Raw genomic sequence first — 25,974 nt, 5'->3', positions numbered from 1 at the left:
ATGATTTCGAACGAGAAGAAAACCGTGTCCTTCCGCAAAACCCTGGTCGTTCTGACGGCCGCTCTGGGCCTGGCCGCCACCGCCGCTCCGGCGCTGGCCGCCGGGGGCGCCAAGCATCCGCGCAGCGGCGGCTTCAGCTTCGAGGGGCCGTTCGGCACCTACGATCAGGGCCAGCTGCAGCGCGGCTACAAGGTCTACAAGGAAGTCTGCGCCTCGTGCCACGGCATGAACCTGGTGCACTTCCGTAACCTGGGCGACAAGCACGGGCCGTTCTGGAACCCGGAATATCCGAACCCGAACGACAACCCGGTCGTGAAAGCCCTGGCCAAGGAAGTTCAGGTCGCGGACATCGACAGCGAGACGGGCGAGGCGCTGATGCGTGACGCCACCACTGCTGACAAGTTCCCGTCGCCCTATCCGAACGCTACGGCCGCGGCCGCCGCCAACGGCGGCGCGACCCCGCCGGACCTCTCGGTCATGGCCAAGGCCCGTCACGACGGCGCCAACTACATCTACTCGCTGCTGTCGGGTTATGTGACGCCGCCGGAAGGTCTGACCATGACCTCGAGCCAGCACTACAACCCCTACATGGCGGGCGACCTGACCCCGTTCTGGGACAAGAAGAAGGGCCACGTGCCTCCGGGCGGCTTCATCGCCATGCCCGCGCCGCTGCGCGACGGTCAGGTCACCTATGACGACGGCACCAAGGCCAGCGTCGACCAGATGGCCAAGGACGTCGCCGCCTTCATCGCCTGGACCTCGGAGCCCAAGGCGACCGAGCGCAAGCAGATGGGCTTCGGCGTGATCATCTTCCTGCTGCTGTTCGCAGGGATCACCTACGCCAGCTATCGCCGCATCTGGAAGGGCGTCGCCCACTAAGGCGAAACCCCTTTGAGACGAGACGACCCGCCGGAGCGATCCGGCGGGTTTTTTCTTGTTCATTGCGTTGGCCGTGAAAGTTCTTTATAACGTAAAGTGAAAAGGAGATCCGCTGATGAAGTCGCATGCCTGTCTGGCGCTGGCCGCCGCTCTTCTGATTGCTCCCGTATCTGTCCATGCCCAGATGCCCGCATCGCCCAACGGGTCCGAGGCTCAGCGCGCGGCCATCAATCGTCTGAACTTCATGGATGGCGAATGGCGCGGCGAGGCGGTCGTCCATGGCCCGACGGGAACCATGACCCTGACCCAGACGGAGCGGGTCGGCTCCATGCTGGGCGGGTCCATCAAGGTGATCGAGGGTCGCGGTTACGCCGCCGACGGCTCAACCCAGTTCAACGCCATGGCCATCGTGTCATGGGACGCCCGCGCCGACCGATATGGGTTCCGTTCCTACGCCCAAGGGTATTCTGGCGATTACGCCTTTGAGGTCACCGACGACGGCTTCCGCTGGGAGACGCCGGCAGGGCCCAATGCCAAGATGCAGTACGTCGCCGTGGTGCGCGACGGAACCTGGCACGAGGTCGGTACATACGTCGCCGAGGGCCAGCCCCCGCGTAAGGCCATTGAGATGCGGCTGACGCGGGTCGGCGACACCGATTGGCCGGCGGGCGGGGCGGTCTCGCCGACGCCTTGAACGGCGAGGAGGGCGCGTCGCATCGACACGATGGAGCAGGGCCTCTAGGGTCCGTCCCTCTGATTTGCCCGAGGGGTCCGTTTCATGCGCCTGATGTCGTCCGCCGCCGTCCTTTTGTTCGCCGCCTCGCTGGCGTCGGGCGCAGCCGCCCAGACCCCCGATTTTGATGCCGCGCGCATCTCCAACGACATCAAGGTCCTGTCGGACGACAGCTTCGAGGGGCGGGGCATCGCCACCCCGGCCGAGCAGAAGGTCATCGACTATCTGAGCCGGCAGTATGCGGCGGCCGGCTTCGCCCCCGGCGGCGAAAACGGCGGCTGGACCCAGGCAGTCGGCCTGAACCGCTTCACCGTCTCCAACGTCAGCGGCCAGATCAAGGTCGGCGACTGGACGCAGGCCCTGGCCCAGGGCCAGCAGGCCACCATCACCACCCGCCTGCCGAGCAATGGCGTCGACCTGCGCGGCAAGCCCCTGGTCTTTGTCGGCTACGGCACGAACGCGCCGGAGCGCGACTGGAACGACTTCAAGACCGACGTGCGCGGCAAGGTCATCGTCGTCCTGGTCAACGACGCCGACTTCGAGGAGCCCTCGCTGAACACCTTCGGCGGCGTGGCCATGACCTACTACGGCCGCTGGACCTACAAGTACGAAGAGGCGGCCCGTCAGGGCGCGGCGGGCGTGCTGATCGTCCATGAGACCAGGCCGGCCTCCTACGGCTGGACCACCGTGGCCAACTCCTGGTCCGTGCCGCAGTTCGACATCGTGCGTCAGAACCCCTCGGCCGAGCGGGTGCCGATGGAGGCCTGGATCCAGCGCGACGTGGCCGTCGAGATGTTCCGCCAGGCCGGGCTCGACTTCGAGCAGGAGAAGATCAAAGCGCGCAGCCGCGACTTCCGGCCGGTCGAGCTGAAGGGCGCGACCATCGACGCCAAATTCGACGTGAAGACTGACCAGATCACCACCCACAACGTCGTGGCCAAGCTGGAAGGCGCGACCCACCCGAACGAAACCATCCTCTACACCGGTCACTGGGATCACATCGGCATGGGCGAGCCGGACGCCAGCGGCGACCGCATCTTCAACGGCGCCGTGGACAACGCCTCGGGCACGGCGGGCCTGCTGGAGCTGGCGCGTCAATGGGCCAAGGGCCCGAAGCCCGAACGCAGCATCGTCATGATCAGCTTCACCGGCGAGGAAAGCGGCCTGCTGGGCTCGGAATTCTACGCCGCCAATCCGCTGTATCCGCTGGAAACCACGGTGGCGGGCTTCAATCTGGACGCCACGAACGTGCTGGGCCGGATGAGCAAGCTGGGCGTCACCGGCTATGGTCAGTCCGATCTGGACGAGCGCGTCGTCGCCCTGGCGTCGGCCCAGGGGCGCGGCTTCGAGGGCGACGCGGGGGCGGGCGCGGGCATCTACTTCCGCTCGGACCATTTCCCGCTGGCCAAGCGCGGCGTGCCGATGGGCTACCTTTCCTCGACGGGCGAATACATTGACGAGCCGATCGCCCAGCGCCAGGCCGCGGCCAACGAATATCGCGCCAACCGCTATCACCAGGCCGCCGACGAGTGGGAGTCCAACTGGGATTATCGCGGCATGATCCAGGATCTGTCGGTCGTCTATGACGCCGGTCGGGCCCTGGCCAACAGCCGCGACTGGCCGCAGTGGAAGGCGGGGTCGGAGTTCGGCCCGGCGCGCGCCGTCAGCGCCGATCAGCGCAAGTAGGCCGGGTCCTCGCCGCCTTCGCGGAACATGACAAAAATGTAAGGGGCGGTCTCGCGAGGGGCCGCCCTATTACTTTGCGCGAAAGCCCCCGTGGGGAGGGCTCGGGAGTTTCCATGAATCGTCGATTCATCAGCGGCGTCGCCGCAACCGCTCTTTTGCTGGTCGCCGGTTCGGCCGCCGCTCAGGACTTTTCGGCTCAACGCCTGTCGGAGGAAATCCGCACCATCAGCGCCGACGACTTCCAGGGCCGCTATCCCGGCACGGACGGCGAGAAGAAGACGTTGGACTGGCTGCAGGCCCAGTACGAGGCCATGGGCATGGCCCCGGGCGGTCCGAACGGTCAGTGGCTGCAGGTCGTCGACCTGAAGCGCTTCACCCCCGTCGCTGACGCCGCCAGGGCTAGCTGGACCGGCCCGGACGGTCAGGCGCACGCTCTGACGCCCGGAACCGACATCACCCTGCGGGCGGTCAGCAATGACGGCAAGGCGTCGATTGCTGGCGCGGGCCTGGTCTTCGCCGGCTACGGCATCAACGCGCCCGAGCGCGGCTGGGACGACTACGGCGGCCTGGACGTCACCGGCAGGATCGTCCTCGTCGTCGGCGGCGAGCCGGACGGCGACCTGTTCAACGGCCCCTACACGACCAACTACCAGTCCGGCGCCTATAAGGCGGACGAGGCCAAGCGCCGGGGCGCCCTGGGCGTCATCACCGTGTCCAAGGCGACCGCCACCGACACCGCCTGGACCCGCATGGTCCAAGGCAACGCCCGCACCCGCACGCTGACGCCGGGCGCGGCGGATCTGGAGTTCTCGGGCGCGATCAACGCCGACACGGCCAAGGCTCTGGGCCTGGACATGGCTGAACTGACGTCTCGGATCAGTACCGGCGACTTCCGCGCCTTCGTCGTGCCGGGCGTGACCCTGTCGGTCGAGACGGCCGAGACCACGGACACCCTGCGCACCCATAACCTGCTGGCCAAAATCCCGGGCGCCAAGCGGCCGAATGAGACCATCATCTATTCGGCCCACTGGGACCACGTCGGCGTCAACGAGCACGCCGCCGGCGACGACAAGGTCTTCAACGGCGCCTGGGACAACGCCTCGGGTACGATCGGCGTGCTGGAGATGGCGCGTCAGCTGAAGGCCGCGCCCGCGCCCGACCGCACCATCGTATTCGCCCACATGGCGGCCGAGGAAATGGGCCTGCTGGGCGCCTACGCCTATGCCGCGGATCCGGTCTATCCGCTGGAAACGACGGTGGCCGACATCAACATCGACATGTTGCCCCTGTCCGGTCCGACCCGCGACGTGCCGATCTTCGGCAAGGGCCAGAACAGCCTGGAAGACGACCTTCAGGCCCTGGCGGTCAAGGAGGGCCGCTACGTGTCGGATGACGGCCAGCCGGAGCAGGGCTTCTACTATCGCTCCGACCACTTCCCCTTCGCCCGCGCGGGCGTGCCGGCCCTGATGCCGTGGCACGGCGTGGATTGGGTGGACGGCGGCAAGGAGGCCGGTCTGGCGGCGTGGAAGGCCAGGTTCGCGGCCGACTATCACAAGCCCAGCGACGAATGGTCGGCCGACTGGGACCTGCGGTCGGCGGTCGAGAACCTGACCCTGCTGTATCGTCTCGGCCTGCAACTGGCCAATAGCGACGAATGGCCGACCTGGAAGCCCACCTCTGAGTTTGGCCAGGTCCGCGCGGCCAGCGACGCGGCGCGGCGTTGATCTAAGGTACAGCGGGACGGGTTTCGCGGCCCGTCCCCGGTGGCGATGAACCAGGCCAGCTCTCGTTCGTTTTCAACGGCATGAGAGGCTTGGTCATCCTGATGCTGGCGGTCGCCGGGCTTGCCGCCTGTGATCGTCAGCCGCGCGTCAATCCGCCGACGGAACCGGCGGCTCCGATCGACGGGCCGGAGGCGAAGGCCTCTCCTGCGCAGCGCCCGCCCGGCGCAGATACCATGTTGCCGGGGGCGGGGCCCGTCAGCTTCGTCGGCCGCTGGGCGGCCGAGGCGGACTGGTGCTTCAATCCGCGCGGCGACCGCGTGCCGATCGAGATCACCACGACCGAGCTGCGCGGCTACGAGAACCGCTGCGACATCCAGCGCATCACCGAGATCAGTGAAGGCTATGAGGCCGCTTTGAAGTGCGACGCGGAAGGCGAGGCGCGCTACGAGCGGGTGCGGCTGACGGCCACCAAGCAGACCCTGGCCATCACCTGGATGAACCGCAGCGACCGGCCGGTCCGGCTGCTGCGGTGCACCACCCTGGCCGGCTGAGGCTCAGACAGCGGCCAGCGCCTGTTCCAGATCGGCGATCAGGTCGTCGATGTGTTCGATCCCGACGGACAGGCGCACGGTGTCCTCGGTCACCCCCGCCTTCTTCAGCTCGTCCGGCGACAGCTGGCGGTGGGTGGTCGAGGCCGGGTGGCAGACCAGGGACTTGGCGTCGCCGATGTTGACCAGACGGGTGAACAGCTTGACGGCGTCCTGGAAGCGCCCGCCGGCGTCGCGGCCTCCGTCCACGCCAAAGGTGAGCAGACCCGACGCCTTGCCGCCGAAATACTTCTGGATCAGCGGGTGGGACGGATGGTCGGGCAGACCGGCGTAGTTGACCCACTTCACCTTGGAGTGGCCCTTCAGATAGGTCGCCACGGCCACGGCGTTCTCGACGTGCCGGTCCATACGCAGGGCCAGGGTCTCCAGCCCCTGCAGGATCAGGAAGCTGTTGAACGGCGAGATCGCCGCGCCGGTGTTCCGCAACAGCACGGTCCGCACCCGGCCGATATAGGCCGCGGGGCCAAGCGCCTCGGTATAGACCACGCCATGATAGCTGACCTCGGGCTCGTTCAGGCGGCGGAATCGCGTCTTGTGCTCGGCCCAGGGGAATTTGCCGCTGTCGATGATGGCCCCGCCGATGCTGGTGCCGTGGCCGCCGATATACTTGGTCAGTGACTGCACCACGATGTCGGCGCCGTGCTCGATCGGGCGCGTCAGGTAGGGGGTCGGCACGGTGTTGTCGACGATCAGCGGCAGGCCCTGAGCGTGGGCCGCATCAGCCAGGGCGGCGAAGTCCACTACATTGCCTAGCGGATTGCCGATGGACTCGCAGAAGACCGCCTTGGTCCGCTCATCCGTATGGGCCGCGACCGCCGCCACGTCGTCGGCGTCGATAAAGCGCACCTCGATGCCATACTGGGGCAGGGTGTGTGCGAACAGGTTGTAGGTGCCGCCGTACAGGGTGCTGGTGGCGATGATGTTGTCGCCGGCCTCCGCGATGGTCAGGATCGCATAGGTGATGGCCGCCTGGCCCGAGGCCACGGTCAAGGCCGCGATCCCGCCCTCCAGCGCCGCCAGACGCTGCTCCAGCACGTCGGACGTGGGGTTCATGATGCGGGTGTAGATATTGCCCGCCACCTTCAGGTCGAACAGGTCCGCACCATGCTGGGTGTCGTCGAAGGCGTAGCTGGTCGTCTGATAGATGGGCACCGCCACCGACTTCGTCGTCGGGTCGGGCGAATAGCCGGCGTGGACGGCGAGGGTGTCGAACTTCATGGCAGGCTCCGGGCGATGGCGAAGCCCAGACGCTAGCAAGGCCGCCCGAGGGGCGGCCTTGCAGAAATTCTCAACTGAAGCGGAGAAGCTCTAGTTGTTGAACAGGAAGTGCATCACGTCGCCGTCCTTGACGACATAGGCCTTGCCTTCCGCCCGCATCTTGCCGGCTTCCTTGGCGCCCGCCTCGCCCTTCAGCGCGACATAGTCGTCGAAGGCGATGGTTTCGCCGCGGATGAAGCCCTTTTCGAAGTCGGTGTGGATCACGCCGGCGGCCTGGGGCGCGGTGGCGCCGACCGGGATGGTCCAGGCGCGCGCTTCCTTGGGACCCACGGTGAAGTAGGTCTGCAGGCCCAGCAGCTTGTAGGCTTCGCGGATCAGGCGGTTCAGGCCGGGCTCTTCCAGACCCAGGGTCTCGAGGAACTCCTTCTGCTCCTCGTCGTCCAGGACGGCGATTTCCGACTCGATCTGGGCCGAGATAACCACCGAGTTGGCGTTGTCCTCGGCGGCGCGCTTGGCCACCAGGTCGGACAGGTCATTGCCCTTGTCGGCCGAGCCTTCTTCCACGTTGGCGACGTAGAGGGCGGGCAGGGCGGTCAGCAACTGCAGCATGTCCCAGGCCTTCTTGTCTTCTTTGGACACCTCGGCCAGACGCGCGGGCTTGCCGTCGCGCAGCTTCTCGAGCGCGGCGTCAATCAGCTTCAGCGTCAGCTGGGATTCCTTGTCGCCGCCCTTGGCGCGCTTCTCGACCTGAACGCGACGGCGCTCCAGGCTTTCCAGGTCGGCCAGCATCAGTTCGGTCTCGATGATCTCGAGGTCCGAGATCGGGTCGATGCGGTTCTCGACGTGGGTGATGTCGTCATCGACGAAGCAGCGGGCGACGAAGGCCACGGCGTCGCAGTCGCGGATGTTGGCCAGGAACTGGTTGCCCAGACCCTCGCCCTTGGACGCGCCGCGCACCAGACCGGCCACATCGACGAAGGTGATCCGCGCGGGGATGATTTCCTTCGACCCGGCGATCTCCGCCAGGGTGTTCAGACGGGCTTCCGGCACGGCCACGTCGCCGGTGTTCGGCTCGATGGTGCAGAACGGATAGTTGGCGGCCTGGGCCGCCGCCGTCTTGGTCAGGGCGTTGAACAGGGTGGACTTGCCGACGTTGGGCAGGCCGACGATCGCGACTTTAAGAGCCATGGGATTCCTCGTGAGCGCGAGCCTTTAGCGGGTTCGGGCCTGTTTGTCAGGTGCGGCGGCGACACGGCCCTTCCTCCCCATGCGGAGGGGAGGAAGGGCGCGGTCCGACTACTCCTCGGAATCCACCACCGGCGGCTGCTTCACCGCCGCGTGGACGCCAATGGCCGGCGCCTTCTCGAAGGTCAGGGTGAAGGAGGCGACGCCGCCGTCCACCAGAGGATCACGAAGACCCATCAGCATCACGTGGGTCGAGCCCGGCTTCAGTTCGACCTTCTGACCGGCGGGCAGGGGCAGGCCGTCTTTCAGCTCGCTCATGCTCATGACGCCGTTCTCCATCTTCATCTCATGGATCTGGGCGCTTTCGGCCAAGGCCGTCGAGACGCTGAGCAGGCGGTCGTCGGACCCGGCCGTCAGGGTGACGTAGCAGCCGCCGACCTTGGCGCCGTTCGGCGTCGGGCGGCACCAGGCGTCGGCGACCGTGACGGTGCCGGGCGCGGCCTCTGCGGGCTTTTCGGCGGCCTGACCACAGGCGCCAAGGGCGAGGAAGGCGGACAGGGCGAGAATGCGTTTCATGGCGAGTCTTTCTTTCAGGAAACGACGGGGCGGGGCCGCATGAGGCGTCTTGCGGCAAAATCCAGCAGCAGGACGGTCACGAGGCTCAGTCCCGTCAGGGGATAGAGGATGCAAAGCGGGATGACGATCCCCGGCACGGCGAACCGCACGCGAGGACCAGGCGGGGCCGTCGGCGCCCCCAGACGGACGCGAGACAGGCTGGGCGGGCGGCGCTTCCACCACATCACCAGACCGCTGACGCCCAGCAGCCAGACGCCGATGCAGCCGGCCAGCATGAGCAGGCGGTTGATCTGGCCGAACTGCGTGCCCTGATGGGTATAGATTCCCCATTCGATGACCTTGGCCCCGGCGCCGAAGCGGTCGAAACCGATGTCGGCCAGAACCGCGCCCTTCGCCGGATCGACATAGAGGGCGCGGCTGTCCTGCACCCGACGAACCTGTGCGGTGACGGTATAGGCCGTATCGGGCTGGGCCGGGATCGACACCGTATAGGGGCGAGGCAGGTTCCGAGCTTCGGCCGCCGCAATCACGGCGGTCAGGCTTTGATCGTGGGACGGCGACGGCAGGACGACCCCCTCCATGGTCCACCCGGCGCCGGCGGGGTGATCGTGATGCTCGGCCCTCTGCCAGGCGCCGGCCACCGGCGCCGGTGGACGGCCCAAGCCGCTGGCCTTGACCGCGCCCATAACCTGATCGCCCCAGACAGCGGACCACGGCATCCCCGTCACTGCCAGAAACAGGATGATCCCGCCGACATAGAGGCCGACCAGGGCGTGCAGATCGCGCCAGAAGGGACGACGGCGCAGGTCTGTCTCATGCGGGACCAGCACCGCGCCCTGACGTCGCCTCGGCCACCACAGATACAGACCCGTGGCGCACAGGACGATGGTCCATCCGGCCACGATCTCGATCAGGATGTTCAGCGCCTTGCCGGTCGCTCCGCCGAACAGGCTCAGCGAGTGCAGCTTCTTGATGGTTTCGGTGACGCCGCCCTGGTCAATGACGCCGGTCACTCGGGCCGTGTGCGGATCGACGAAGACGGTCTTCTGCGATCCGTCAGGGCGGTCGACGCGCACCCGCACCGCCTGATCCGGCGAACCGGGCAGCGTCAGACTGGCGGCGCGGCCGCCTCCGGCCTGCGCCGCATTGCCGATCCAGTCGCCTGGCGCGGCCCGTGCCGCTGCTGGGGCAATCTGGATCATCCGCCGGTTGGCGAACTGATCGATCTCGTCCTTGAACAGATAGAGGCCGCCGGTCAGCGCCAGAAGCATCAGGAACGGCATGACCAGCACCCCGGCGTAGAAGTGCCAGCGCCAGACGGCCCGATAGGCGCCGGACATTGCGTCCGGCGCCGTGGCCCGCATTGAGGGAAAGCGGCTCATCAATAGGTCAGCCGAAGACCGACGAAGACCGAACGCCCCTCGCCGGGGAAGAAGACGGCGGTGGACGCCGAGCGGGCGTCGGTCACGGCCGAGAACTCGCCGACGTAGCGCTCGTCCGTCAGGTTGCGCGCGTCGACATAGATCGAGGTGTTCGAGCCGATGTCGAAGCCGCCCGTCAGGCCTAGCAGGGCGTAGTCGGGCGCTTTCATCGTATTGGCGTAGTCGACGTAGGGGCTGCTGATCCGCCACTCGACCGATGGGGTGACGAAGACGCCGGACGGATGGCGCCAGGTCAGCTCGGCCCGGTACTGATGCTCGGGCACCACCGGCAGGCGGTTGTCGCCCCAGCGCGCGTCGCCGTCGAAGCGGAAGTCGCTCCAGTTGTATGTCTGGCGCAACAGCAGCGAGCCGTCCGCAACTTCATACGGCAGGCGCCAGTCCAGACCGGCCTCGATCCCCTGATGCACGGTCTTGTCGGCGTTGAAGGTGGCGGCGGGAATGTCTGGGCCGGTGATGAAGTTCAGCATCTCGCCGTCGATCTGGCTGCGATAGGCGGTCAGGTCCCAGGCGAAGGCGCCGCGTCTGCCGCGCGTGCCGATCTCGGCGGTCCAGGCGTCCTGAACCTCGACGGGCGTAAAGCCCGTCAGCGGGGCCTGCACCAGCGCCCCATAGGTCGGCGGCTCGACCGAGCGGGTCACGTTGGCGAAGACCTGGGCGCCGTCCTCGGCTTCCCACAACAGGCCCAGACGCGGCGAGAACCAGTCGTAGTCGATGCTGTCGTCATTGGCCGGAGCCAGATGGTCGCGATAGTCGCGCGTGGCCCGCCCCCAGGACCCGCCCGCGACCAGGGCCAGCCGGTCGGTGACGAACAGCCGCCCCTCGGCGAACACGTCCAGCCCCGTCGCCTCTTGCTTGCCCTTGGCCGTCAGGGCGCCGCGATTGCCGGCGATATTGACGTAGCGCAGGGCGTCCAGATCGCCGTCACGCCAACTGAAGCCATAAAAGGCGTCGGCGCGCAGACCTGCGACCCGACCCGTCCAGTCGATGCGGCCAAAGGCGCCGCGCGTCGCGCTTTCCTGATCCACGACCTGGAAAATGGGGTGGTAGAGCGACTTCTCCCAACCCCAGACCGCGCCCTCGAACAGGGTGGACTCGTTGAAGCGCCAGCGCGTCTGCAGCGTCAGGCGCTTGACCGTCAGGTCGCGGGCCTGATCGCCCGTCACCGCAGAGTTCGAGGCCATGCGCGGCGTCTTCAGCGCCTGATCTAGCGTCAGGGCGCCGGGGATGTCCTGCTTGATATCCGCCGCCTGGGCGATCAGGCGCACCTCGCGGTCCTCGCCGAACGAGCGTCCGGCGTTGACGGTCAGGCGGCCTTGCGACTGTTCGCTGTGCTCGCGCCAGCCGTCGCTCTGCATCCCCGTGACGGCGGCATAGACGTCCCACTCGCCGTGCGTGCGGGCCACGGCGGCGTGGCCGCGCCAGGACTCGAAGCTGCCGCCTTCCAGCTGAAGCAGGTTCTCTTGCAACGCCGTGCGGCCCGTCGGCGTCACCAGATTGATCGCCCCGCCCAGCTGCGCCCCGCCGAAGCGCAGGGTGTTCGACCCCTTCCACACCTCGATGTAGCGGGCGCTCAGGGCGTCCACACTCTGGAAGTCGGAAAAGCCGTCGGCGTCGGCGAAGGGGACGCCGTCCTGGGCCAGCAGAACGCCGCGCTGGTGGAAGCCCTGGGCGATGCCCGAGCCGCGGATGGAGAGGCGGCTTTCCTCGCCATAGCGTTTCTGGGCCAGAACGCCGGGGACGTTCCTCAGGGTGTCGGAAAAGCCTTGGGCGAAGCGGTCGGCGTAGCTCTCGGCCGAGACGACGGCCACGGCGCCGGGGGTGCGGCTGAGGCGGTCGCGCGCCTCGGCCACGACGGCGGGGTCTTCGGCGTTGCGGCGGCCGGTGACGATGATGCTGTCGACGACGGTGGCCGGACCTTCAGCGTTCGGCCCCTCAGCCTCGGAGGCATGAGCAAAGGCGGGCGCCAGGCAGGCGCCGATGAGCAGCGCGCACGGCGCCGCAGTGGTCTTGAAAAACATGAAACTGGAATCCTGAAAACAGAAATGCAGCCGCGCTGCCCGTCAGCAGGCGTGCGGCGTCGATAGGTCTGGTTTTCAGGCGTGGGGCGGGGCGGTGGACGGCGGGCGCGGCGGCGCGCGGGCCGGCGGCGGGGGGCTGACGCGGAAGGGCGTATAGGCGACCGGCGCGACCAGGCGGACGGCTGGAGCTGGAGCGGGCGCGGGCGGTTCGGGCAGGGCGGCCAGCAGGGGCATGACGCAGGCCGCGCACTTGGCCCCGACGTGCTGGTTGACCGGGCCGTCGACGCCGCCCGTCTGGATCGTCTGCGGCCCCTCGGCAGAGCAGATGACGATGGGCTGGCCGGGAACCGAGGCCGCCAGAGCCGCGAACGGCATCAGGGTTCCGATCACGATGGCGAACGTCGCGGCCAGGAAGGCCAGCGAGCGCGCAATCGACCAGTTTTCACTCTGGGACCGGGTCACGGACCGGGGCTTAAACCTTCCCGTAGTGTGAAGCTATAGCGACCTGACGCCGCGCACCCTCGACAACGGTCGTTTCTCCGTGCCAGCGTGGTCTCCGGACAAGCTCAGGGGGAACCCATGATCCGCGCACTCGGACCCTTCGCCGTCGCCATGCTGCTGGCCGCGCCCGCAGTTGCTCAGCAGGTAGAGGAGGGGCCGGGCGGTCCCGACCGCGTCTCCCTGACCGTCTATAACCAGAACATCGCCCTGGTCGAGGACGTGCGGAACCTGAACGTGCCCGCCGGGCGATCGCGTCAGGAGTTTCCGGGCGTGTCGGCCAGCATCCGGCCCGAGACGGTGGGTCTGTCGGGGCGCGGCCTGTCGGTGGTCGAGCAGAACTTCGACTATGACCTGCTGACGCCGGGCAAGCTGATGGAAAGCGCCGTCGGCGGCGATATTGGCATTGTCCGCACCAATCCCGGCTCGGGCGCGCAGGAGACTGAGCGCGCCCGCGTCCTGGCGGCGAATCAGGGCGTGGTGCTGCAGATCGGAAACCGCATCGAGGTGCTGCGCGACGACGGCGTGCCGACCCGCGTCATCTTCGACCGCGTGCCGCAGAACCTGCGCCCGCGCCCGACGCTCAGCGTCACCCTGGACGCCGAGGGCGCCGGCCGTCGCGAGACGACCCTGTCCTATCTGACCAGCGGCCTGGCGTGGAAGGCCGACTATGTCGCCCGTTTCGACGAGAAAGCGGGCAAGCTGGACCTGACCGGCTGGGTCACCATCACCAACAACTCCGGCGCGACCTTCTCCAACGCCCAGACACGGGTGGTGGCCGGCGACATTAACCTGGTCAACCAGGGCGGCTATAATCCGCGCCAGGTGCGTGCGGGCGCCGTGCGGGGGAATGGAACACAGTCGGGCGGGCAGGGCGCTCTGGCCGATGTCTATGTCTATCCGCTGCCGGAAGCCGTCACCGTCGCCAACAACCAGACCAAGCAGGTCGGCCTGCTGGACGCGGTCGGCGTCCCGGCCAGCAAGCGCTACCTCTATGTGGCCAACGGCTTCCAGACCGCCGAGGAGCCCAGCGCGGCCGAAGTGGGCGTCATCTTCAGCAACGCCTCGGGAGCGGCGGCGCGCGCCCTGCCGGCGGGCGTCATGCGCGTCTATGTGAAGGACGAGGCGGGCGAGCCGCGCTTCATCGGCGAGGATCAGGTCGATCATGCCCCCGCCGGATCCGAGATCGTCATCACGACCGGCGAGGCCTTTGACGTCACGGTGCAGCCGCGCGTGGTTTCCAGCGCCGCCGCGCCCAAGTCGTCCTACTATCGTTGGCGCACCCGCTACGCGATGGAATACACCGTCCGCAACGCCCGCTCGCAGCCGGTGACGGTCGAGGTGCGCCAGCGCGGTCTGGGCCGGGACACGGAACTGAGCGAGCAGAGCATCGACGGCGACCTGCGTGACGCCAACACCGTGGTCTGGCGCGTGCCCGTGCCCGCCAACGGCGAGACCAAGCTGACCGCGACCATCACGACCGGCGGCTGATCCCATGCGCCGCCTGCTGGCGATCACCACGGCTCTGACGCTGCTGGGACCCGCGGTCTGGGCTCCCGTCGCCATGGCCCAGACGGAAAGCGTCTCCGCGCGCCCGGACGGAGCGACGGTGGTCATCTACCGCGACCGTCCCGTGAACACTGTCGAACTGATGGCCCAGTCGCGTCAATCCTGGAACCGGCTGGACCAGCAGGGTCTGGCCCTGATCGTCGAGACGCGCACCGTCGACCTGCCGGCGGGCGAGGGGATCATCCGCTTTCGAGGTCTGGCCACCGGCGTAGTGCCGCAGAGCGCGGTGCTGGAGGGCCTGCCCGCCCATGTGGTCGAGCGCAACGCTGACTTCGACCTTCTGTCGCCCGCCAGCCTGATGGAGAAGTCGGTGGGCGAGGTCGTCCGCGTCGTTCGCACCAATCCCGCGACCGGCGAACAGGTCGAGAAGGCCGCCGTCATCCGCGCGGGCGCCCAAGGGGCCGTGCTGGAGATCGACGGCCGCTTCGAGGCCCTGGACTGCTCGGGCCAGACCGAGCGCGTCATCTTCGACCGCGTGCCGGAAGGTCTGGGCGACCAGCCGGTGCTGTCCGTCCGCACCCGCGCCGAGCAGGCCGGCCGCCACACCGTGACCCTGGCCTATCTGGCCACGGGGCTGCAGTGGTCGGCCGACTATGTGGCGCGCCTGAACCCCGACGGGCGGACGCTGGACCTCACGGGGTGGGTGACCCTGGCCAACTTCGGCGGCACCGGCTTCCCTGACGCTCCGGTTCAGGTGGTGGCCGGCACGTTGAGGAAGGACGACGGCACAGTGCCGGTTGAGCCGGTGATCCGCTATCCGCAGACCGGCTGCTGGCCGCAGGGCACGACGACCCTGGGTTCAGGAGAGTTCGCAAACTATAGCGGGCCTCCGCCGCCGCCCCCGCCTCCGCCGCCCATGGCCGCTCCCATGATGCGGATGGCGGTCGAGACCGCTGTGGACGAGATCGTCGTCACCGGCAGCCGGGTCGTTCGTCAGGGCGAACTGGGCGACTACAAGATCTACACCCTGCCGGAGCCGACCACGGTGGCCGCGCGCCAGACCAAGCAGGTGCGGTTCATGGAGCGCGAGGGTGTGGCCTATGACCGCGTCTATCGCGCCTGGATTGATGAAAATGACAGCGCCGAGTCGGAACCGGCCGAGATCCAGCTGCGGCTTCGCAACGAGGCGCGCACGGGCCTGGGCTTGGCCCTGCCTGGTGGCACGGTGGCGGTGATGCAGCCAGACGGCGCGGGCGGCGCCCTGCTGGCGGGCGAGGACCGATTCGAGGACAAGGGCGTGGGCTTGCCGGTGCGTCTGACGTTCGGCCAGTCGCCTGACGTGCGGGTCGCGACGCGGCGCGTGTCGTCCAGTTCCACCCGGGACAAGGGGATCCGCACGCGCCGCGCGGATATGGAGATCACCGTCACCAATGCGCGCAGTGAGGCCGTGACCGTCGATCTGTCGCCTCAGGGGGCGGGACGGCGGGGCTTCCGCATTCTCAGCCAGTCGATCCGCAGCCGCATCGACGACACCGGCTATCCGGTCTGGACCATGACCGTGCCCGCCAACGGCGCGGCGACCCTGAAGGCGACCTGGACGACGACGGACTGAGACTGTGATTCTCGCTCCCCTTCATGGGGAGGGAGAGCCTTGCGCTATTCCCCCCGCGCCGCCTGCCTGGGGCTGAACTTGGGCGCCGGGGCCAGGCGCATGACCTCGCCCTGATAGCGTTCGTCTTCGCCGTTCACCGCAAAGGGCAAGGCGTCGGCGCAGGCCTGCAGCATGGCGTCCAGCCAGGGCTTGTCGGCCTTTTGGAAGTCGCCCAGGACGTGAGCGTGGACCAGTTGCGGCTCGCCGGGGTGGCCGATGCCCATGCGGGCGCGGCGGAAGTCGGCGCCCAGGTGGCTGATCAGGCTGCGCACGCCGTTCTGACCCGCTGCGCCGCCGCCGGTCTTCATGCGGAACCGACCGGGGGCCAGGTCGATCTCGTCGTGGAAGATGATGATTTCGCTGGGCTTGATCTTGTAGAAGCGCGCCGCCTCGCCGACTGCCCGGCCGCTCTCGTTCATATAGGTCTGGGGCTTCATCAGCAGGACCTTGGTCCCCTCGACCTCGCCCTCGCTGACGATGGACTGGAACTTGGCCCGCTCGGGGCCGAAGCGCCAGCGGCTGGCGATCTCGTCCACAGCCATGAAGCCGATGTTGTGGCGGTTCTTTTCGTACTTGGCGCCCGGATTGCCGAGCCCTGCGATGATGATCATGCGGACCTCATGCCCTGTGCTTCGCGCAAAGAAAAGCCCCGCTCCGGCGAACCGGGCGGGGCTGAAATCTTCCGAAGAAGAAGCCTATCAGGCTTCGGCTTCAGCGGTGGTGTCACCGGCGTCCGACTGCGAGGCAGCCGAGTTCTTGATCGTGGCGATCACGAAGTCGCGGTCGGTGATGGTGGCCGAGGCGCCCTTCGGCAGGGCGATGTCCGACATGCGGATGGTTTCGCCGATTTCGCGACCCTTCAGGTCGACAACCAGCTCTTCCGGGATCTGGTCGGCGGCGACCAGGATCTCGACCGAGTGACGGACGACTTCCAGCATGCCGCCGGCGCGGGTGTAGGGCGCTTCGTCAGCGTTCTTGAAGTGAACGTTGATTTCGATCTTGATCGGAGCCTTGGCGTCAACGCGCATCAGGTCGAAGTGCATCGGACGGTCCGAGACCGGGTCGAAGTCGACGGTCTTGGCGATGACCGGCTGGGTCTCTTCGCCATACTTCAGGGTCACCAGGTGGCCCAGCAGCTTGCCGGTGTAGAGCGACTTGCGGAAGTCCTTCTCGTTCACCGAGATGGCGACGGGGGCCTTGTCGCCGCCGTACAGGATGCCAGGGACAGCGCCCGCGCGACGCACTGCACGTGCGTTGCCGGTACCAACGCCTTCACGGACGTCAACGTTCAGAATGATCTCGGCCATCGGGCTCGCCTCAACAACAACAGTAACGCCGCGCCAACCGGGGCCCGCGCAGCGGGGTCATGAACCCTCGAATTCAAGAGGGCGGGCTATTACACGGAACATGGGGAGGACGCAACCGCCCCGGTCGTTTCAGCCCGCCTTGTCGTCACTTCATGCCGCTTCCCGGCATGGGATTGGTCTCGGCGATAGTGACGGTCGGGGTGGTTTGAGCGGGCGCGGGCCCGGTATACTGGGCCGTGCAGGTCGCCAGATCGCGCAGGATGTGGCGACCTGTGCAGAACATGTCCTCATAGCTGGGGCGCGATGCGGCGAGGCATTGGTACAGCATCAGCTTCGACATGCTGAGGCAGAACTCGTTGTTCGATTCGGTCGACAGGGCGTTCGTGTTGGCTTGCGCGTCTTCGCCGGCGGCTCCCAGGGCAGCCAGGGCGGCGATCGCCAGGGAGTTGACCACTGCAGGCGTGAACGGCGCGCCGCGCTGCGCCGGCGTCAGGTTCAGCCCCGAGCCGCTGTTGGCGGCGGCGAACAGGCGGGCGCTTTCCTCCGCCGAGGGCAGGCGCGCCACCGCCAGGGCCTTGGCGCCTTCCAGTCGGCCGCTGCGGTCCGCCACGGGCTGCACCGCCCAGCGGCGCCGCGGGTCGCGACGTTCCTGAATCGTATAGGCGTCGCCTTCAACCGCTTCGGCGATCGCCGTCAGAGCGGCGATGTCCTTGCCGAGCGTCGAGGTGATCAGGCCTGCGGCGGCGTCGGCGCCGGGCAGGGTGGCGGCGTAGGCCGGGTCGGCGACGATGCGCGAGATCATTTCCTGCCGCAGGGCTGGCGTCGAGGCGAACTGCCGCACGCCGGCGACGTACTCGGGCGATTGCAGAGCCAGGATCGAGCCGTAGGCGATCATGCCGCGCGACAGCTGGCCTGGCTCGGAGGCGGCGCCTTTGCGGATCGCCGCCTGAATGGACTCAGCGTCGGCGAATCCCGCCTGTATGGTGCCGACTTCGCGCACGTAGGCGACATAGACCGAGGCTGCCTGGGCCACGCCCTGGTTCAGGCTTACCGCGGGCAGGGGGGCGACCACCGGCGGCGGCGGCGGCGCTTCCGGTTCGGGCGTCGAGCAACTGGCCAGAAGGGCGGCGGCGGCGATGGCGGCGACGGACAGGCCGCGGCGCAAGAAGGCCTGGGTCATCGGCGAACTTCCCTCAAATCAAACGCGGGGCGCGCCCCTTGAGGCCAAGGTAGGCGCGCTCCAGAAACTGTTGCGTCTTATATCGCTGAGGGAATGGTTATTCGAAGGTTAATCGAACAGCTTCGAGACCGATTCCTCATTGGCGATACGGCGGATAGCTTCGCCGATCAGAGGGGCCACGGAAACCGTGCGGATCTTCCCGCACTTCAAAACTTCGTCAGGCTGTTCGATGGAATCGGTGATCACCAATTCCTTGAGCGGGCCGTTGGTGACGCGCTGCACCGCCGGACCCGAGAGGACGCCGTGGCTGATGTAGGCCGAGACCTCGGTGGCGCCGCGATCGATCAGGGCCTGGGCGGCGTTCACCAGGGTGCCGCCCGAATCGACGATGTCGTCGAACAGGATGCAGCGGCGGCCTTCGACGTCGCCGATGATGTTCATGACCTCGCTCTCGCCCGCCTTGGGACGGCGCTTGTCGACGATGGCCAGGTCCGCGTCCAGTCGCTTGGCCAGCGAGCGGGCGCGCACCACGCCGCCGACGTCCGGCGAGACGATCATCAGATCATCGCCGCGCGGATAGTGATCCTTGATGTCTTGGGCCAGCACGGGCGTGGCCACCAGGTTGTCGGTCGGAATGTCGAAGAAGCCCTGAATCTGGCCGGCGTGCAGATCCATGGTCAGGACGCGATCAGCGCCGGCGCGGGTGATCAGGTTGGCCACCAGCTTGGCCGAGATCGGCGTGCGGCCGCCGGTCTTCCGGTCCTGACGGGCGTAGCCGAAGTAGGGCATGACCGCCGTGATCCGCCGCGCCGACGCCCGCACCAGGGCGTCGGTCATGATCAGCAGCTCCATCAGGTTGTCGTTGGCCGGATAGGAGGTCGACTGGATGACGAAGACGTCTTCGCCGCGGACGTTCTCCTCGATGACGGCGAAAACCTCATTATCGGCGAATCGCTTCACCTGGGCCTTGGTCAGGGGCATGTCGAGGTGGGACCCGATGGCCTGGGACAGAGTCCGGTTCGAATTGCCAGAGAGCAGCTTCATGACCGGTCATCCTTTTGCCGTCATCGCTGCGCCAATGAGCGCAGTCGTTTCTGGACGCGCTCTTTAGCAGCGGATCGCCTCGCATCAACCCGTCATGACGGATTTCGCTGCATTGGCATGGTCGCCGTCGCTGCTATAGAGATCGCCGTAACGACTGCGGCGCACCGGGGGTGCGCCGTGACCAAGGCATCTTAAGAGGTCGCCCTTGCCCGCTTCGAAGTCCCGTACCGGCCTGACCCTGATGACGGTCGCCGTCGCCGCCCTGACGGTTTCCGCCTGTTCCGGGACCAAGCCGCGCCAGCGACTGGCCTATGAGGAGCGCCCCGTCGAGGCGCTCTACAACACCGGCTATCAGCGACTGCAGTCCAAGCGCTGGACCGACGCCGTGGACTATTTCCAGGAAGTGGAGCGTCAGCACCCCTATTCGGAATGGTCGCGTCGGGCGATCCTGATGCAGGTCTACGCCTATTATCAGAACAACAACTATCAGGACGCCATGGCGGCGGCTGATCGTTTCATCGCCCTGTTCCCGGGCAACCCGTCTGCGGCCTACGCCTTCTACATGCGCGCCATCTGCAACTTCGAGCAGATCGTCGACGTGGGCCGGGACCAGGCCTACGCCGAGGCCGCACTGGCCGGCCTGCGCGACGTCGCGCGCCGCTATCCCAACACGCCCTACGCCACCGACGCCCGCGTCAAGATCGACATGGTCAACGACCAGCTGGCCGGCAAGGAGATGACCGTGGGCCGTTTCTATCAGCGGGCCAACCAGCCGCTGGCCGCGATCAACCGCTACAAGACGGTCATCAATAGCGAAGCCTTCCAGCGCAGCTCGCACACACCGGAAGCCCTGTACCGTCTGGTGGAGGTCAACCTCGCCCTGGGCCTGAACGAAGAGGCTACCCGCAACGCCGCCGTCCTGGGTCACAACTATCCGGGCAGCCCCTGGTACGCTGAGGCCTATGCCCTTCTGACCGAGCGCGGTCAGCAGCCGGGCGTCCGGCCCGAGGGCAAGCGCGAGAGCTGGCTGCAGCGGATCGTCCCCGGCGGGGCCTGATGCTTTAGGGGGACGCATGCGGAAAGACGCTGCGTTCCCTTTCTGTTTCCGGTTACAGTGGGCTGTAAAGTCGAATCAAGCTGGCCCATGCTGACCACACTCTCGATCCGTGACGTCGTTCTCGTCGACGCCCTCGACCTGGAGGTCGGCGAGGGGCTGACCGTGCTGACCGGCGAGACCGGCGCCGGCAAATCCATTATTCTCGACGCTCTGGGTCTGGCGCTCGGCGCGCGCAGCGATGCGGCGCTGGTGCGCGCGGGCGCCAAACAGGCGGTCGCCACCGCCGTCTTCACCGCCCCCGACGACGCCGCCCTGATCGCCCTTCTGGCCGAGCGCGGCTTCGAGGTCGCGCCGGGCGAGGAGTTGATCCTGCGCCGCGTCGTCTCGGCCGACGGCCGCAGCCGCGCCTACGTCAACGACCAGCCCGCGGGCGTCACCGCCCTGCGCGAGATCGGCGCCCTGCTGGTCGAGGTGCATGGCCAGCACGAAACCGTCGGCCTGCTGGACTGGAAGACCCACCGCGCCTTGCTGGACAACTATGGCGGCCTGCAGCCCCAGCTGTCGGGCGTGGCCGCCGCCGCCGAGCGTCTGAAGGCGGCTCAGGGGCGTTTGGACCAACTGGAAGCCTCCGCCGCTGAAGCCGCCGCCAAGGCGGAGGAGATCGCGCTCAACCTCGCCGACCTCGACGCCCTGGACCCGCAAGCTGACGAGGAAACCGAACTGGCGGGCGAACGCGCCATCCTGGGCGCGGCGGAAAAGGCTGTCGCCGACCTGGCCGACGCCCGCAACCTGCTAGGCGGGGACAAGTTGAGCCAGCGTCTGGCTTCGGCCCTGCGCGCCGTCGAACATGCCCGCCAGCGCGCCGTTCAGGCCGGGGCTGAGGGCGACAACCCCATCATCGTCAAGCTGGCCCTGGCGGCCGAGGCCGTGGACCGCGCGCTCGTCGAGGCGACCGAGGCCGTCGCCGCCGTCGACTCCGCCGCCGACGCCTTCGACTTCGAGCCGGGCCGTCTGGACAAGGCCGAGGAGCGCCTGTTCAGCCTGCGCGCCGCCGCCCGCAAGCTGAACACCACGGTCGACGCCCTGCCGGCGCTGCGCGTCCGTCTGCGCGAGCAACTGCGCCTGATCGAGGACGGGGCCGAGGCCCTGACCAACGCCCGTCGTGACGTGGCCGTGGCGATCGAGGCCTATGATGTGGCCGCCATGCTGCTGACCTCGGCGCGCGAGGCGGCGGGCGATCGTCTGGTCGCCGCCGTCATGGCTGAGCTGGGTCCGCTCAAGCTGGATCGCGCCCGTTTCCGCGTGACGCTGGAGCCCATCGAAGGCCGGCGCGGCTCTCTGGGCGTCGAGACGGTGCGTTTCGAGGTCGCCACCAACGCCGGCACGCCCTTCGGCCCGCTGGACACCGTCGCCTCAGGCGGCGAACTGGCGCGCTTCGCGCTCGCCATGAAGGCGGCGCTCGCCAGCCGCGAGGATCAGCGCCAGCCGGTCATGATCTTCGACGAGGTGGATCAGGGCGTTGGCGGCGCCGTGGCCGAGGCCGTCGGCGGGCGCCTGCAACGTTTGTCCAAGGGCGCCCAGGTCCTGGTCGTGACCCATAGCCCTCAGGTCGCCTCGCGCGGTCACGCCCACTGGAAGGTCCGCAAGGCCGACGTGGACGGCCACACCCGCACCTCCATCGATGTGCTGGAATCCCATCCCCGCCAGGAAGAAATCGCCCGGATGCTGTCGGGCGCCGAGATCACCGACGAGGCGCGGGCGGCGGCGCGGGTGCTGATTGGGTAGCTGAGATGCGCGACGACGGCACGGAAGGTTTCTGGGTCTACATCGTCGCCAATCGCCGCAACGGCGCCATCTACACTGGCCATACGGAAAACCTGGGGCGTCGTGCGCACGAGCATGCATCTGGCCTGATGCCTGGCTTCACGCGCGACCACGGATGCAAGACCCTGGTCTGGGCCGAATGGCACGAAACCCGCGAAAGCGCTTTTCGGCGCGAGCGCGCCATCAAGGAATGGCGACGCGCATGGAAGCTGCGCCTGATCGAAGAACGCAATCCGACCTGGCGCGACATGCTGGCGGATTACGTGACCTGACGTCCAACCCAACCTCGCTCATCCCGGCGAAGGCCGGGATCCAGATTGTAAGGCGCGCCGCCTGTTTCAAATGGTGCGATCGCGTCCAAGACCTGCCGCGCCGTCATTTGATCTGGATCCCGGCCTTCGCCGGGATGAGCGGATTAAAAGAGGGGGCCGTCAGACCCCCAGGATCCAGCCCTCTTCGCTTTCGACTTGCGCGATTAGGGCTTCGTCCGCGCTCTTCGGCGGCGCAAACGCCTTCTGCAAGTCGCCGGCGTCATCCATCTGGGCGAAGGCTTCGGCGGCGGTGCGGACCTGGGCCTGGGTCTTGTATTCCTTGACGCCTTCGGCGCTGACCTGACGCTTGGCGTCGAACAGGGCAGGCCATACCTCGACCACGACGGCCGACAGCGGCTCGACGTCGGCCTCGGTCAGTTCACGCCAGCCGGTGTTGAAGGGCCAGACGGCGGTCGAGGCCCCCAACTGGTCCAGCAGGCGACGCAGCATGGGCACGCCTAACAGGGTCAGGCCGCCGACGGCGCCCGCGCCGTGCATCTGCCAGACGCTCTTGGGCGGCAGCTTGTCCTTGCGCGCGGCCAGTTCGGTGGCGCGGAACTCGGGAATGTCGGCGCCGGCGCCTTCGGGCGGCTTGGTCGTGGTCAGCCAGCGTTGCGCCTGGCTGGCCGGTGAGCCCCAGAAGGGCCAAGCCTCGTCCGTCATCAGGCGGTTCATCTTGGCCGCGACCTGATAGCGGTTGTTGGTGTTGTCGGCCTTGTCGACGATGTTGGAGGCCAGGAACTTGCCCATGGCGTCCCACGGACGACCGTCCAGCTTCAGACGCGCCGCCGTGCCGGCGGGGAAGCCGAAGTCGAAGTCGAAGCCGACCAGGACGCGGTCGCCGCGCTTGCGGTGTTCAGCCAGCAGGTCGGCGATCAGCTTCTCGCCCTCGGCGCGCGTGGCGACGTTGTGGGTCTCGGTATAGAGGCGGAAACGCACGTCGCGCTTGGCCACGCCGACCCACAGGGTCTGCTCGCCCAGCTTCTTGCCTTCGGCGGCGGTCCAGTCAGCGATGATGTAGGCGTCGAAGAGACGGGCCACGGCGGGCTCCTGAAGAAACGCAGTAAACAGCAGAGGCGGGGGTTCTAGCCTTCCGCAGCGATGCCGGGAAGGGGGCCGGGAAGGGCGATCAGCGCTTCATCAGGGCTTCGACGTGCGACAACCAGCGACGCCCCAGCCGCAGGGCCTCGGTCGGCGACCCGGTCGAAGCCGGCAGGTCGGCGTTCCACAGGGCCAGTTCGAACTCGGGACTGCGGGCGTCGTCGAACATCAGGCGCAGCACCACCTGTTCCGCCTCGGGCACGACCACGTCCAGGTCCTTGCGCAGGGCGCCGCGCCGGGCACGGGCGACCACATGGCCATCGACGATGATCTCGCCGCCCTCGACCTCATCGAAGGCATAGACCAGCCCCTGCGAACCGCGCTTCCACAGCACCACCACCTGTCCGCCGTCGAAATCGAGTCCGGCGGCGCGGCCCTCGGCCGGCGACAGGGCTTCGGTGTCGGCCTTGACGCCCAGCGACTTGAGTAGGGCCCGTTTCAGCCGCCGTTCCGGCTCCATCCACCAGGACAGCAACAGGGCGCCGGTCGTCAGGAAGGCGGCGGTCAGGGCGATTAGCAGGATGACCCTGAACGTCTCGCCCATGGATCAGGCTTCCAGATCGAGGTCGACCACCACGGGGACGTGGTCGCTGGGCTTGTCCATGTCGCGGGCCTCGCGATGGGTCTCGACGCCCCGGAACCGGTCCGTGGCCTGCGGAGACAGCAGGGCGTAGTCGATGCGGATGCCGTTGTTCCTCTGCCAGGCGCCGGCCTGATAGTCCCAGAAGGTGTAGGTGCCCTTGGGCTCGTCGCCGAGCTCATGGGCGTCCGACAGGCCCAGCCACTTCATGGTGTTCAGCGCCGCGCGGGTTTCCGGCTGGAACAGGGCGTCGTTGGCCCAGTCCTCCGGCTTGGCCGCGTCGTCGGGCGTCAGGATGCAGTTGTAGTCGCCGCACAGGGCCAGAGGCTCTTCGAAGGCCAGCAGGGCCTTGGCGTGGTCGTGCAGGCGCTGGAACCAGGCCAGCTTGTAGGTGAATTTCTCGGTTCCGAGCGGATTGCCGTTGGGCAGGTAGATCGACGCCACGCGCACCGGAACCGGCGCCTCGATCAGGGCCTCAAGATAGCGAGCCTGTTCATCTGCGTCGTCGCCGGGCAGGCCGCGCCGGATGTCGGACAGCGGGAACTTCGACAGGATGGCGACGCCGTTATAGGTCTTCTGCCCGTGGGTCTCGACGTTGTAGCCCAGGCTCTCGAAGGCCTCGCGCGGGAATTTCTCGTCCACGCATTTGATTTCCTGGAAGCAGACGACGTCAGGATTGGCGGCTTCCAGCCAGGCCAGCACGGTGGGCAGGCGGGCGTTGACCGAGTTCACGTTCCAGGTGGCGATGCGCATGGCCCGAGGCTAAGCCGCGTCGCGTTCGGCGAAAAGAGGTCGCCAAAAACAAAGACGCCGCCGGATTGCTCCGGCGGCGCTTCGTTTGACGATCAGGCCTCGCTTAGGCTTGCGGCGTCGCGGCCGGAGGCGTGGTCGTCAGCTTGCAGCCGCCGCCGATCTGCTGGGCCGTGGCGCAGGGATAGACCTGTTGCACGACGCGCTCGGCGTTCTGGCGAATGATGAAGCCGTCAGCGCCGGCGCAGGTCATCTCGATGAAACGGCCGTTTGCGTTCTGACCCATCAGACGGACCTGCTGCACGTCGCAGGCGGCAGCGTCCGTGCCGGGCAGCCAGGCCTTAACTGTCGCAGCCTGTTCAGCGGGCGTGGTGAACAGGCAGGTCGAGTTCTGGCTGAGGATTTGCAGGCATTCGGTCTTTTCCCAGCCCGAAACGCTCTTTTCGATCCAGTAGCCGTCAGCGCCGGCGCAGCCCACTTCATAAATGACGGCGCCTTCGCCCGATTGGCCCCTCACTTTAACTTCATCGACGGTGCAGGGGACGCTGGCCTGGGTTGCATAGGCCTTCAGGAAGCCTTGAATGTCCAGGTTGCCTGGGAGGGTGCAGGTCGGTCCGGTGGGGGCTTCAGGATTGGCCGTGCGAGCGGCTTGAGCTTGGCTGTCGAGAATGACGCAGTCGACGGCTTGGGGCGGCGTGGAGGCGACTACGATATAGCCCGGCGCGCCGGAGCAGGCCGTTTCATAAATTTTGGTCTGTTCAGCAGTTTGCCCCAGCAACTTCGCGTCGGTCACTTGGCACGTGACCGATGCAGAAGCGAGAACCGCTTCAGCTTCGGCTTTGATGACCGCCGGATCCACTGGAGCGGGCGCCTGGTTGCGTTGCTCGCGATTCTGGCGTTGGCGATCCATGCGTGACGGGGTGACGCGGCTGGACGGAGCCGAGATCGCGGACTGTGAGGAGGCCGGTCCGTTGCCGGTCCCGGTGCCGTCTTGCGCGTTGGCAGTTGAGGCGACCAGAGCCGCCAGGGTGAGCGCGCCGCCCAGCGCCGCCAGAGTTTTGTTCAACACGGGGTTCTCCTCAAACCAATTCCG

24 protein-coding genes are annotated in these 25,974 nt (G+C 67.5%); 10 read left to right on the top strand and 14 right to left on the bottom strand.

Annotated features, from left to right (window positions below; translation table 11 throughout):
* From ACFYLW_RS15390 to ACFYLW_RS15370, 5 genes are all read left to right on the top strand, one after another.
* Positions 1 to 879 (top strand): cytochrome c1, encoded by an 879-nt coding sequence (locus ACFYLW_RS15390; protein ID WP_292081829.1) that lies wholly within the window; start codon positions 1 to 3, stop codon positions 877 to 879.
* A 115-nt stretch (positions 880 to 994) separates the two neighbouring features.
* The gene (locus ACFYLW_RS15385; protein ID WP_312064397.1) at positions 995 to 1,573 is read left to right on the top strand and encodes a DUF1579 domain-containing protein; all 579 of its coding nucleotides are present in this window, start codon (positions 995 to 997) and stop codon (positions 1,571 to 1,573) included.
* An 84-nt stretch (positions 1,574 to 1,657) separates the two neighbouring features.
* Positions 1,658 to 3,298 (top strand): M28 family metallopeptidase, encoded by a 1,641-nt coding sequence (locus ACFYLW_RS15380; protein ID WP_312064399.1) that lies wholly within the window; start codon positions 1,658 to 1,660, stop codon positions 3,296 to 3,298.
* Between the two features lie 113 nt (positions 3,299 to 3,411).
* Positions 3,412 to 5,022, top strand: a complete 1,611-nt coding sequence (locus ACFYLW_RS15375; RefSeq protein ID WP_312064401.1) for a M28 family peptidase — start codon at positions 3,412 to 3,414, stop codon at positions 5,020 to 5,022.
* 80 nt (positions 5,023 to 5,102) lie between these two features.
* A complete protein-coding gene (locus ACFYLW_RS15370; protein WP_312064403.1) occupies positions 5,103 to 5,573 on the top strand; it encodes a hypothetical protein in 471 nt (156 codons plus the stop codon).
* Positions 5,574 to 5,576: 3 nt separating this feature from the next.
* Here ACFYLW_RS15370 and ACFYLW_RS15365 read toward each other — a convergent pair whose 3' ends face one another.
* The 6 genes from ACFYLW_RS15365 to ACFYLW_RS15340 form a co-directional block, all read right to left on the bottom strand.
* Positions 5,577 to 6,848, bottom strand: coding sequence for an aminotransferase class I/II-fold pyridoxal phosphate-dependent enzyme (locus ACFYLW_RS15365; protein WP_312064405.1), 1,272 nt, complete (start codon positions 6,846 to 6,848; stop codon positions 5,577 to 5,579).
* A 90-nt stretch (positions 6,849 to 6,938) separates the two neighbouring features.
* A complete protein-coding gene (gene ychF, locus ACFYLW_RS15360) occupies positions 6,939 to 8,036 on the bottom strand; it encodes a redox-regulated ATPase YchF (protein ID WP_292081815.1) in 1,098 nt (365 codons plus the stop codon).
* 108 nt (positions 8,037 to 8,144) lie between these two features.
* Positions 8,145 to 8,609, bottom strand: a complete 465-nt coding sequence (locus tag ACFYLW_RS15355; protein ID WP_312064407.1) for a copper chaperone PCu(A)C — start codon at positions 8,607 to 8,609, stop codon at positions 8,145 to 8,147.
* A 14-nt stretch (positions 8,610 to 8,623) separates the two neighbouring features.
* Positions 8,624 to 9,991 carry a PepSY domain-containing protein gene (locus ACFYLW_RS15350; RefSeq protein ID WP_313472564.1) on the bottom strand — a complete coding sequence of 456 codons (1,368 nt, stop codon included), beginning with the start codon at positions 9,989 to 9,991 and terminating at the stop codon, positions 8,624 to 8,626.
* A complete protein-coding gene (locus ACFYLW_RS15345; RefSeq protein WP_312064410.1) occupies positions 9,991 to 12,069 on the bottom strand; it encodes a TonB-dependent receptor domain-containing protein in 2,079 nt (692 codons plus the stop codon). The genes ACFYLW_RS15350 and ACFYLW_RS15345 overlap by 1 nt, the downstream gene beginning before the upstream one ends.
* Before the next feature lie 75 nt (positions 12,070 to 12,144).
* On the bottom strand, positions 12,145 to 12,531 hold the full coding sequence (locus tag ACFYLW_RS15340) for a DUF2946 family protein (RefSeq protein ID WP_313472563.1): 387 nt from the start codon (positions 12,529 to 12,531) through the stop codon (positions 12,145 to 12,147).
* A 117-nt stretch (positions 12,532 to 12,648) separates the two neighbouring features.
* On the opposite strand from ACFYLW_RS15340, the gene ACFYLW_RS15335 reads away from it, so the two are divergent.
* On the top strand, positions 12,649 to 14,058 hold the full coding sequence (locus ACFYLW_RS15335) for a DUF4139 domain-containing protein (protein ID WP_312065138.1): 1,410 nt from the start codon (positions 12,649 to 12,651) through the stop codon (positions 14,056 to 14,058).
* Positions 14,059 to 14,062: 4 nt separating this feature from the next.
* Positions 14,063 to 15,688, top strand: coding sequence for a DUF4139 domain-containing protein (locus ACFYLW_RS15330; protein ID WP_312065137.1), 1,626 nt, complete (start codon positions 14,063 to 14,065; stop codon positions 15,686 to 15,688).
* 44 nt (positions 15,689 to 15,732) lie between these two features.
* On the opposite strand, the gene pth is transcribed toward ACFYLW_RS15330, so the two are convergent.
* From pth to ACFYLW_RS15310, 4 genes are all read right to left on the bottom strand, one after another.
* Positions 15,733 to 16,338 carry an aminoacyl-tRNA hydrolase gene (pth, locus tag ACFYLW_RS15325; RefSeq protein WP_312065136.1) on the bottom strand — a complete coding sequence of 202 codons (606 nt, stop codon included), beginning with the start codon at positions 16,336 to 16,338 and terminating at the stop codon, positions 15,733 to 15,735.
* An 87-nt stretch (positions 16,339 to 16,425) separates the two neighbouring features.
* Complete coding sequence (locus tag ACFYLW_RS15320) at positions 16,426 to 17,034, bottom strand: 50S ribosomal protein L25/general stress protein Ctc (RefSeq protein ID WP_292081799.1); 609 nt, start codon at positions 17,032 to 17,034, stop codon at positions 16,426 to 16,428.
* 145 nt (positions 17,035 to 17,179) lie between these two features.
* Positions 17,180 to 18,214 (bottom strand): hypothetical protein, encoded by a 1,035-nt coding sequence (locus ACFYLW_RS15315; protein ID WP_390183213.1) that lies wholly within the window; start codon positions 18,212 to 18,214, stop codon positions 17,180 to 17,182.
* Between the two features lie 108 nt (positions 18,215 to 18,322).
* The gene (locus tag ACFYLW_RS15310) at positions 18,323 to 19,258 is read right to left on the bottom strand and encodes a ribose-phosphate pyrophosphokinase (protein WP_292081794.1); all 936 of its coding nucleotides are present in this window, start codon (positions 19,256 to 19,258) and stop codon (positions 18,323 to 18,325) included.
* Positions 19,259 to 19,499: 241 nt separating this feature from the next.
* On the opposite strand from ACFYLW_RS15310, the gene ACFYLW_RS15305 reads away from it, so the two are divergent.
* From ACFYLW_RS15305 to ACFYLW_RS15295, 3 genes are all read left to right on the top strand, one after another.
* Positions 19,500 to 20,315: an outer membrane protein assembly factor BamD gene (locus ACFYLW_RS15305; RefSeq protein ID WP_312065140.1), complete on the top strand. Its 816-nt coding sequence runs from the start codon at positions 19,500 to 19,502 to the stop codon at positions 20,313 to 20,315.
* 87 nt (positions 20,316 to 20,402) lie between these two features.
* A complete protein-coding gene (gene recN, locus ACFYLW_RS15300; protein ID WP_312065134.1) occupies positions 20,403 to 22,100 on the top strand; it encodes a DNA repair protein RecN in 1,698 nt (565 codons plus the stop codon).
* 5 nt (positions 22,101 to 22,105) lie between these two features.
* A complete protein-coding gene (locus ACFYLW_RS15295; protein WP_312065133.1) occupies positions 22,106 to 22,411 on the top strand; it encodes a GIY-YIG nuclease family protein in 306 nt (101 codons plus the stop codon).
* Between the two features lie 159 nt (positions 22,412 to 22,570).
* Here ACFYLW_RS15295 and ACFYLW_RS15290 read toward each other — a convergent pair whose 3' ends face one another.
* The 4 genes from ACFYLW_RS15290 to ACFYLW_RS15275 form a co-directional block, all read right to left on the bottom strand.
* Positions 22,571 to 23,491 (bottom strand): cobalamin biosynthesis protein CbiG, encoded by a 921-nt coding sequence (locus ACFYLW_RS15290; protein WP_312065132.1) that lies wholly within the window; start codon positions 23,489 to 23,491, stop codon positions 22,571 to 22,573.
* Positions 23,492 to 23,579: 88 nt separating this feature from the next.
* Positions 23,580 to 24,095, bottom strand: coding sequence for a hypothetical protein (locus ACFYLW_RS15285; RefSeq protein WP_312065131.1), 516 nt, complete (start codon positions 24,093 to 24,095; stop codon positions 23,580 to 23,582).
* 3 nt (positions 24,096 to 24,098) lie between these two features.
* A complete protein-coding gene (locus ACFYLW_RS15280; RefSeq protein ID WP_312065130.1) occupies positions 24,099 to 24,884 on the bottom strand; it encodes an exodeoxyribonuclease III in 786 nt (261 codons plus the stop codon).
* Positions 24,885 to 24,987: 103 nt separating this feature from the next.
* Positions 24,988 to 25,950: a hypothetical protein gene (locus ACFYLW_RS15275; protein ID WP_312065129.1), complete on the bottom strand. Its 963-nt coding sequence runs from the start codon at positions 25,948 to 25,950 to the stop codon at positions 24,988 to 24,990.
* Positions 25,951 to 25,974: the final 24 nt, after the last annotated feature.

The sequence above is a fragment of the Brevundimonas sp. NPDC007368 genome (assembly GCF_042869015.1).
Taxonomy (GTDB): Bacteria; Pseudomonadota; Alphaproteobacteria; order Caulobacterales; family Caulobacteraceae; genus Brevundimonas.
Note: the sequence above shows the minus strand (reverse complement) of the source record. Positions and strands in the feature narration are given on the sequence as shown.

Bases quoted from the DNA above. Each gene is read 5' to 3' on its own strand.
- ACFYLW_RS15390 (WP_292081829.1), top strand. From the start codon at position 1: ATGATTTCGAACGAGAAGAAAACCGTGTCCTTCCGCAAAACCCTGGTC.
- ACFYLW_RS15385 (WP_312064397.1), top strand. From the start codon at position 995: ATGAAGTCGCATGCCTGTCTGGCGCTGGCCGCCGCTCTTCTGATTGCT.
- ACFYLW_RS15380 (WP_312064399.1), top strand. From the start codon at position 1,658: ATGCGCCTGATGTCGTCCGCCGCCGTCCTTTTGTTCGCCGCCTCGCTG.
- ACFYLW_RS15375 (WP_312064401.1), top strand. From the start codon at position 3,412: ATGAATCGTCGATTCATCAGCGGCGTCGCCGCAACCGCTCTTTTGCTG.
- ACFYLW_RS15370 (WP_312064403.1), top strand. From the start codon at position 5,103: ATGAGAGGCTTGGTCATCCTGATGCTGGCGGTCGCCGGGCTTGCCGCC.
- ACFYLW_RS15365 (WP_312064405.1), bottom strand. From the start codon at position 6,848: ATGAAGTTCGACACCCTCGCCGTCCACGCCGGCTATTCGCCCGACCCG.
- ychF (WP_292081815.1), bottom strand. From the start codon at position 8,036: ATGGCTCTTAAAGTCGCGATCGTCGGCCTGCCCAACGTCGGCAAGTCC.
- ACFYLW_RS15355 (WP_312064407.1), bottom strand. From the start codon at position 8,609: ATGAAACGCATTCTCGCCCTGTCCGCCTTCCTCGCCCTTGGCGCCTGT.
- ACFYLW_RS15350 (WP_313472564.1), bottom strand. From the start codon at position 9,991: ATGAGCCGCTTTCCCTCAATGCGGGCCACGGCGCCGGACGCAATGTCC.
- ACFYLW_RS15345 (WP_312064410.1), bottom strand. From the start codon at position 12,069: ATGTTTTTCAAGACCACTGCGGCGCCGTGCGCGCTGCTCATCGGCGCC.
- ACFYLW_RS15335 (WP_312065138.1), top strand. From the start codon at position 12,649: ATGATCCGCGCACTCGGACCCTTCGCCGTCGCCATGCTGCTGGCCGCG.
- ACFYLW_RS15330 (WP_312065137.1), top strand. From the start codon at position 14,063: ATGCGCCGCCTGCTGGCGATCACCACGGCTCTGACGCTGCTGGGACCC.
- pth (WP_312065136.1), bottom strand. From the start codon at position 16,338: ATGATCATCATCGCAGGGCTCGGCAATCCGGGCGCCAAGTACGAAAAG.
- ACFYLW_RS15320 (WP_292081799.1), bottom strand. From the start codon at position 17,034: ATGGCCGAGATCATTCTGAACGTTGACGTCCGTGAAGGCGTTGGTACC.
- ACFYLW_RS15315 (WP_390183213.1), bottom strand. From the start codon at position 18,214: ATGACCCAGGCCTTCTTGCGCCGCGGCCTGTCCGTCGCCGCCATCGCC.
- ACFYLW_RS15310 (WP_292081794.1), bottom strand. From the start codon at position 19,258: ATGAAGCTGCTCTCTGGCAATTCGAACCGGACTCTGTCCCAGGCCATC.
- ACFYLW_RS15305 (WP_312065140.1), top strand. From the start codon at position 19,500: ATGACGGTCGCCGTCGCCGCCCTGACGGTTTCCGCCTGTTCCGGGACC.
- recN (WP_312065134.1), top strand. From the start codon at position 20,403: ATGCTGACCACACTCTCGATCCGTGACGTCGTTCTCGTCGACGCCCTC.
- ACFYLW_RS15295 (WP_312065133.1), top strand. From the start codon at position 22,106: ATGCGCGACGACGGCACGGAAGGTTTCTGGGTCTACATCGTCGCCAAT.
- ACFYLW_RS15285 (WP_312065131.1), bottom strand. From the start codon at position 24,095: ATGGGCGAGACGTTCAGGGTCATCCTGCTAATCGCCCTGACCGCCGCC.
- ACFYLW_RS15280 (WP_312065130.1), bottom strand. From the start codon at position 24,884: ATGCGCATCGCCACCTGGAACGTGAACTCGGTCAACGCCCGCCTGCCC.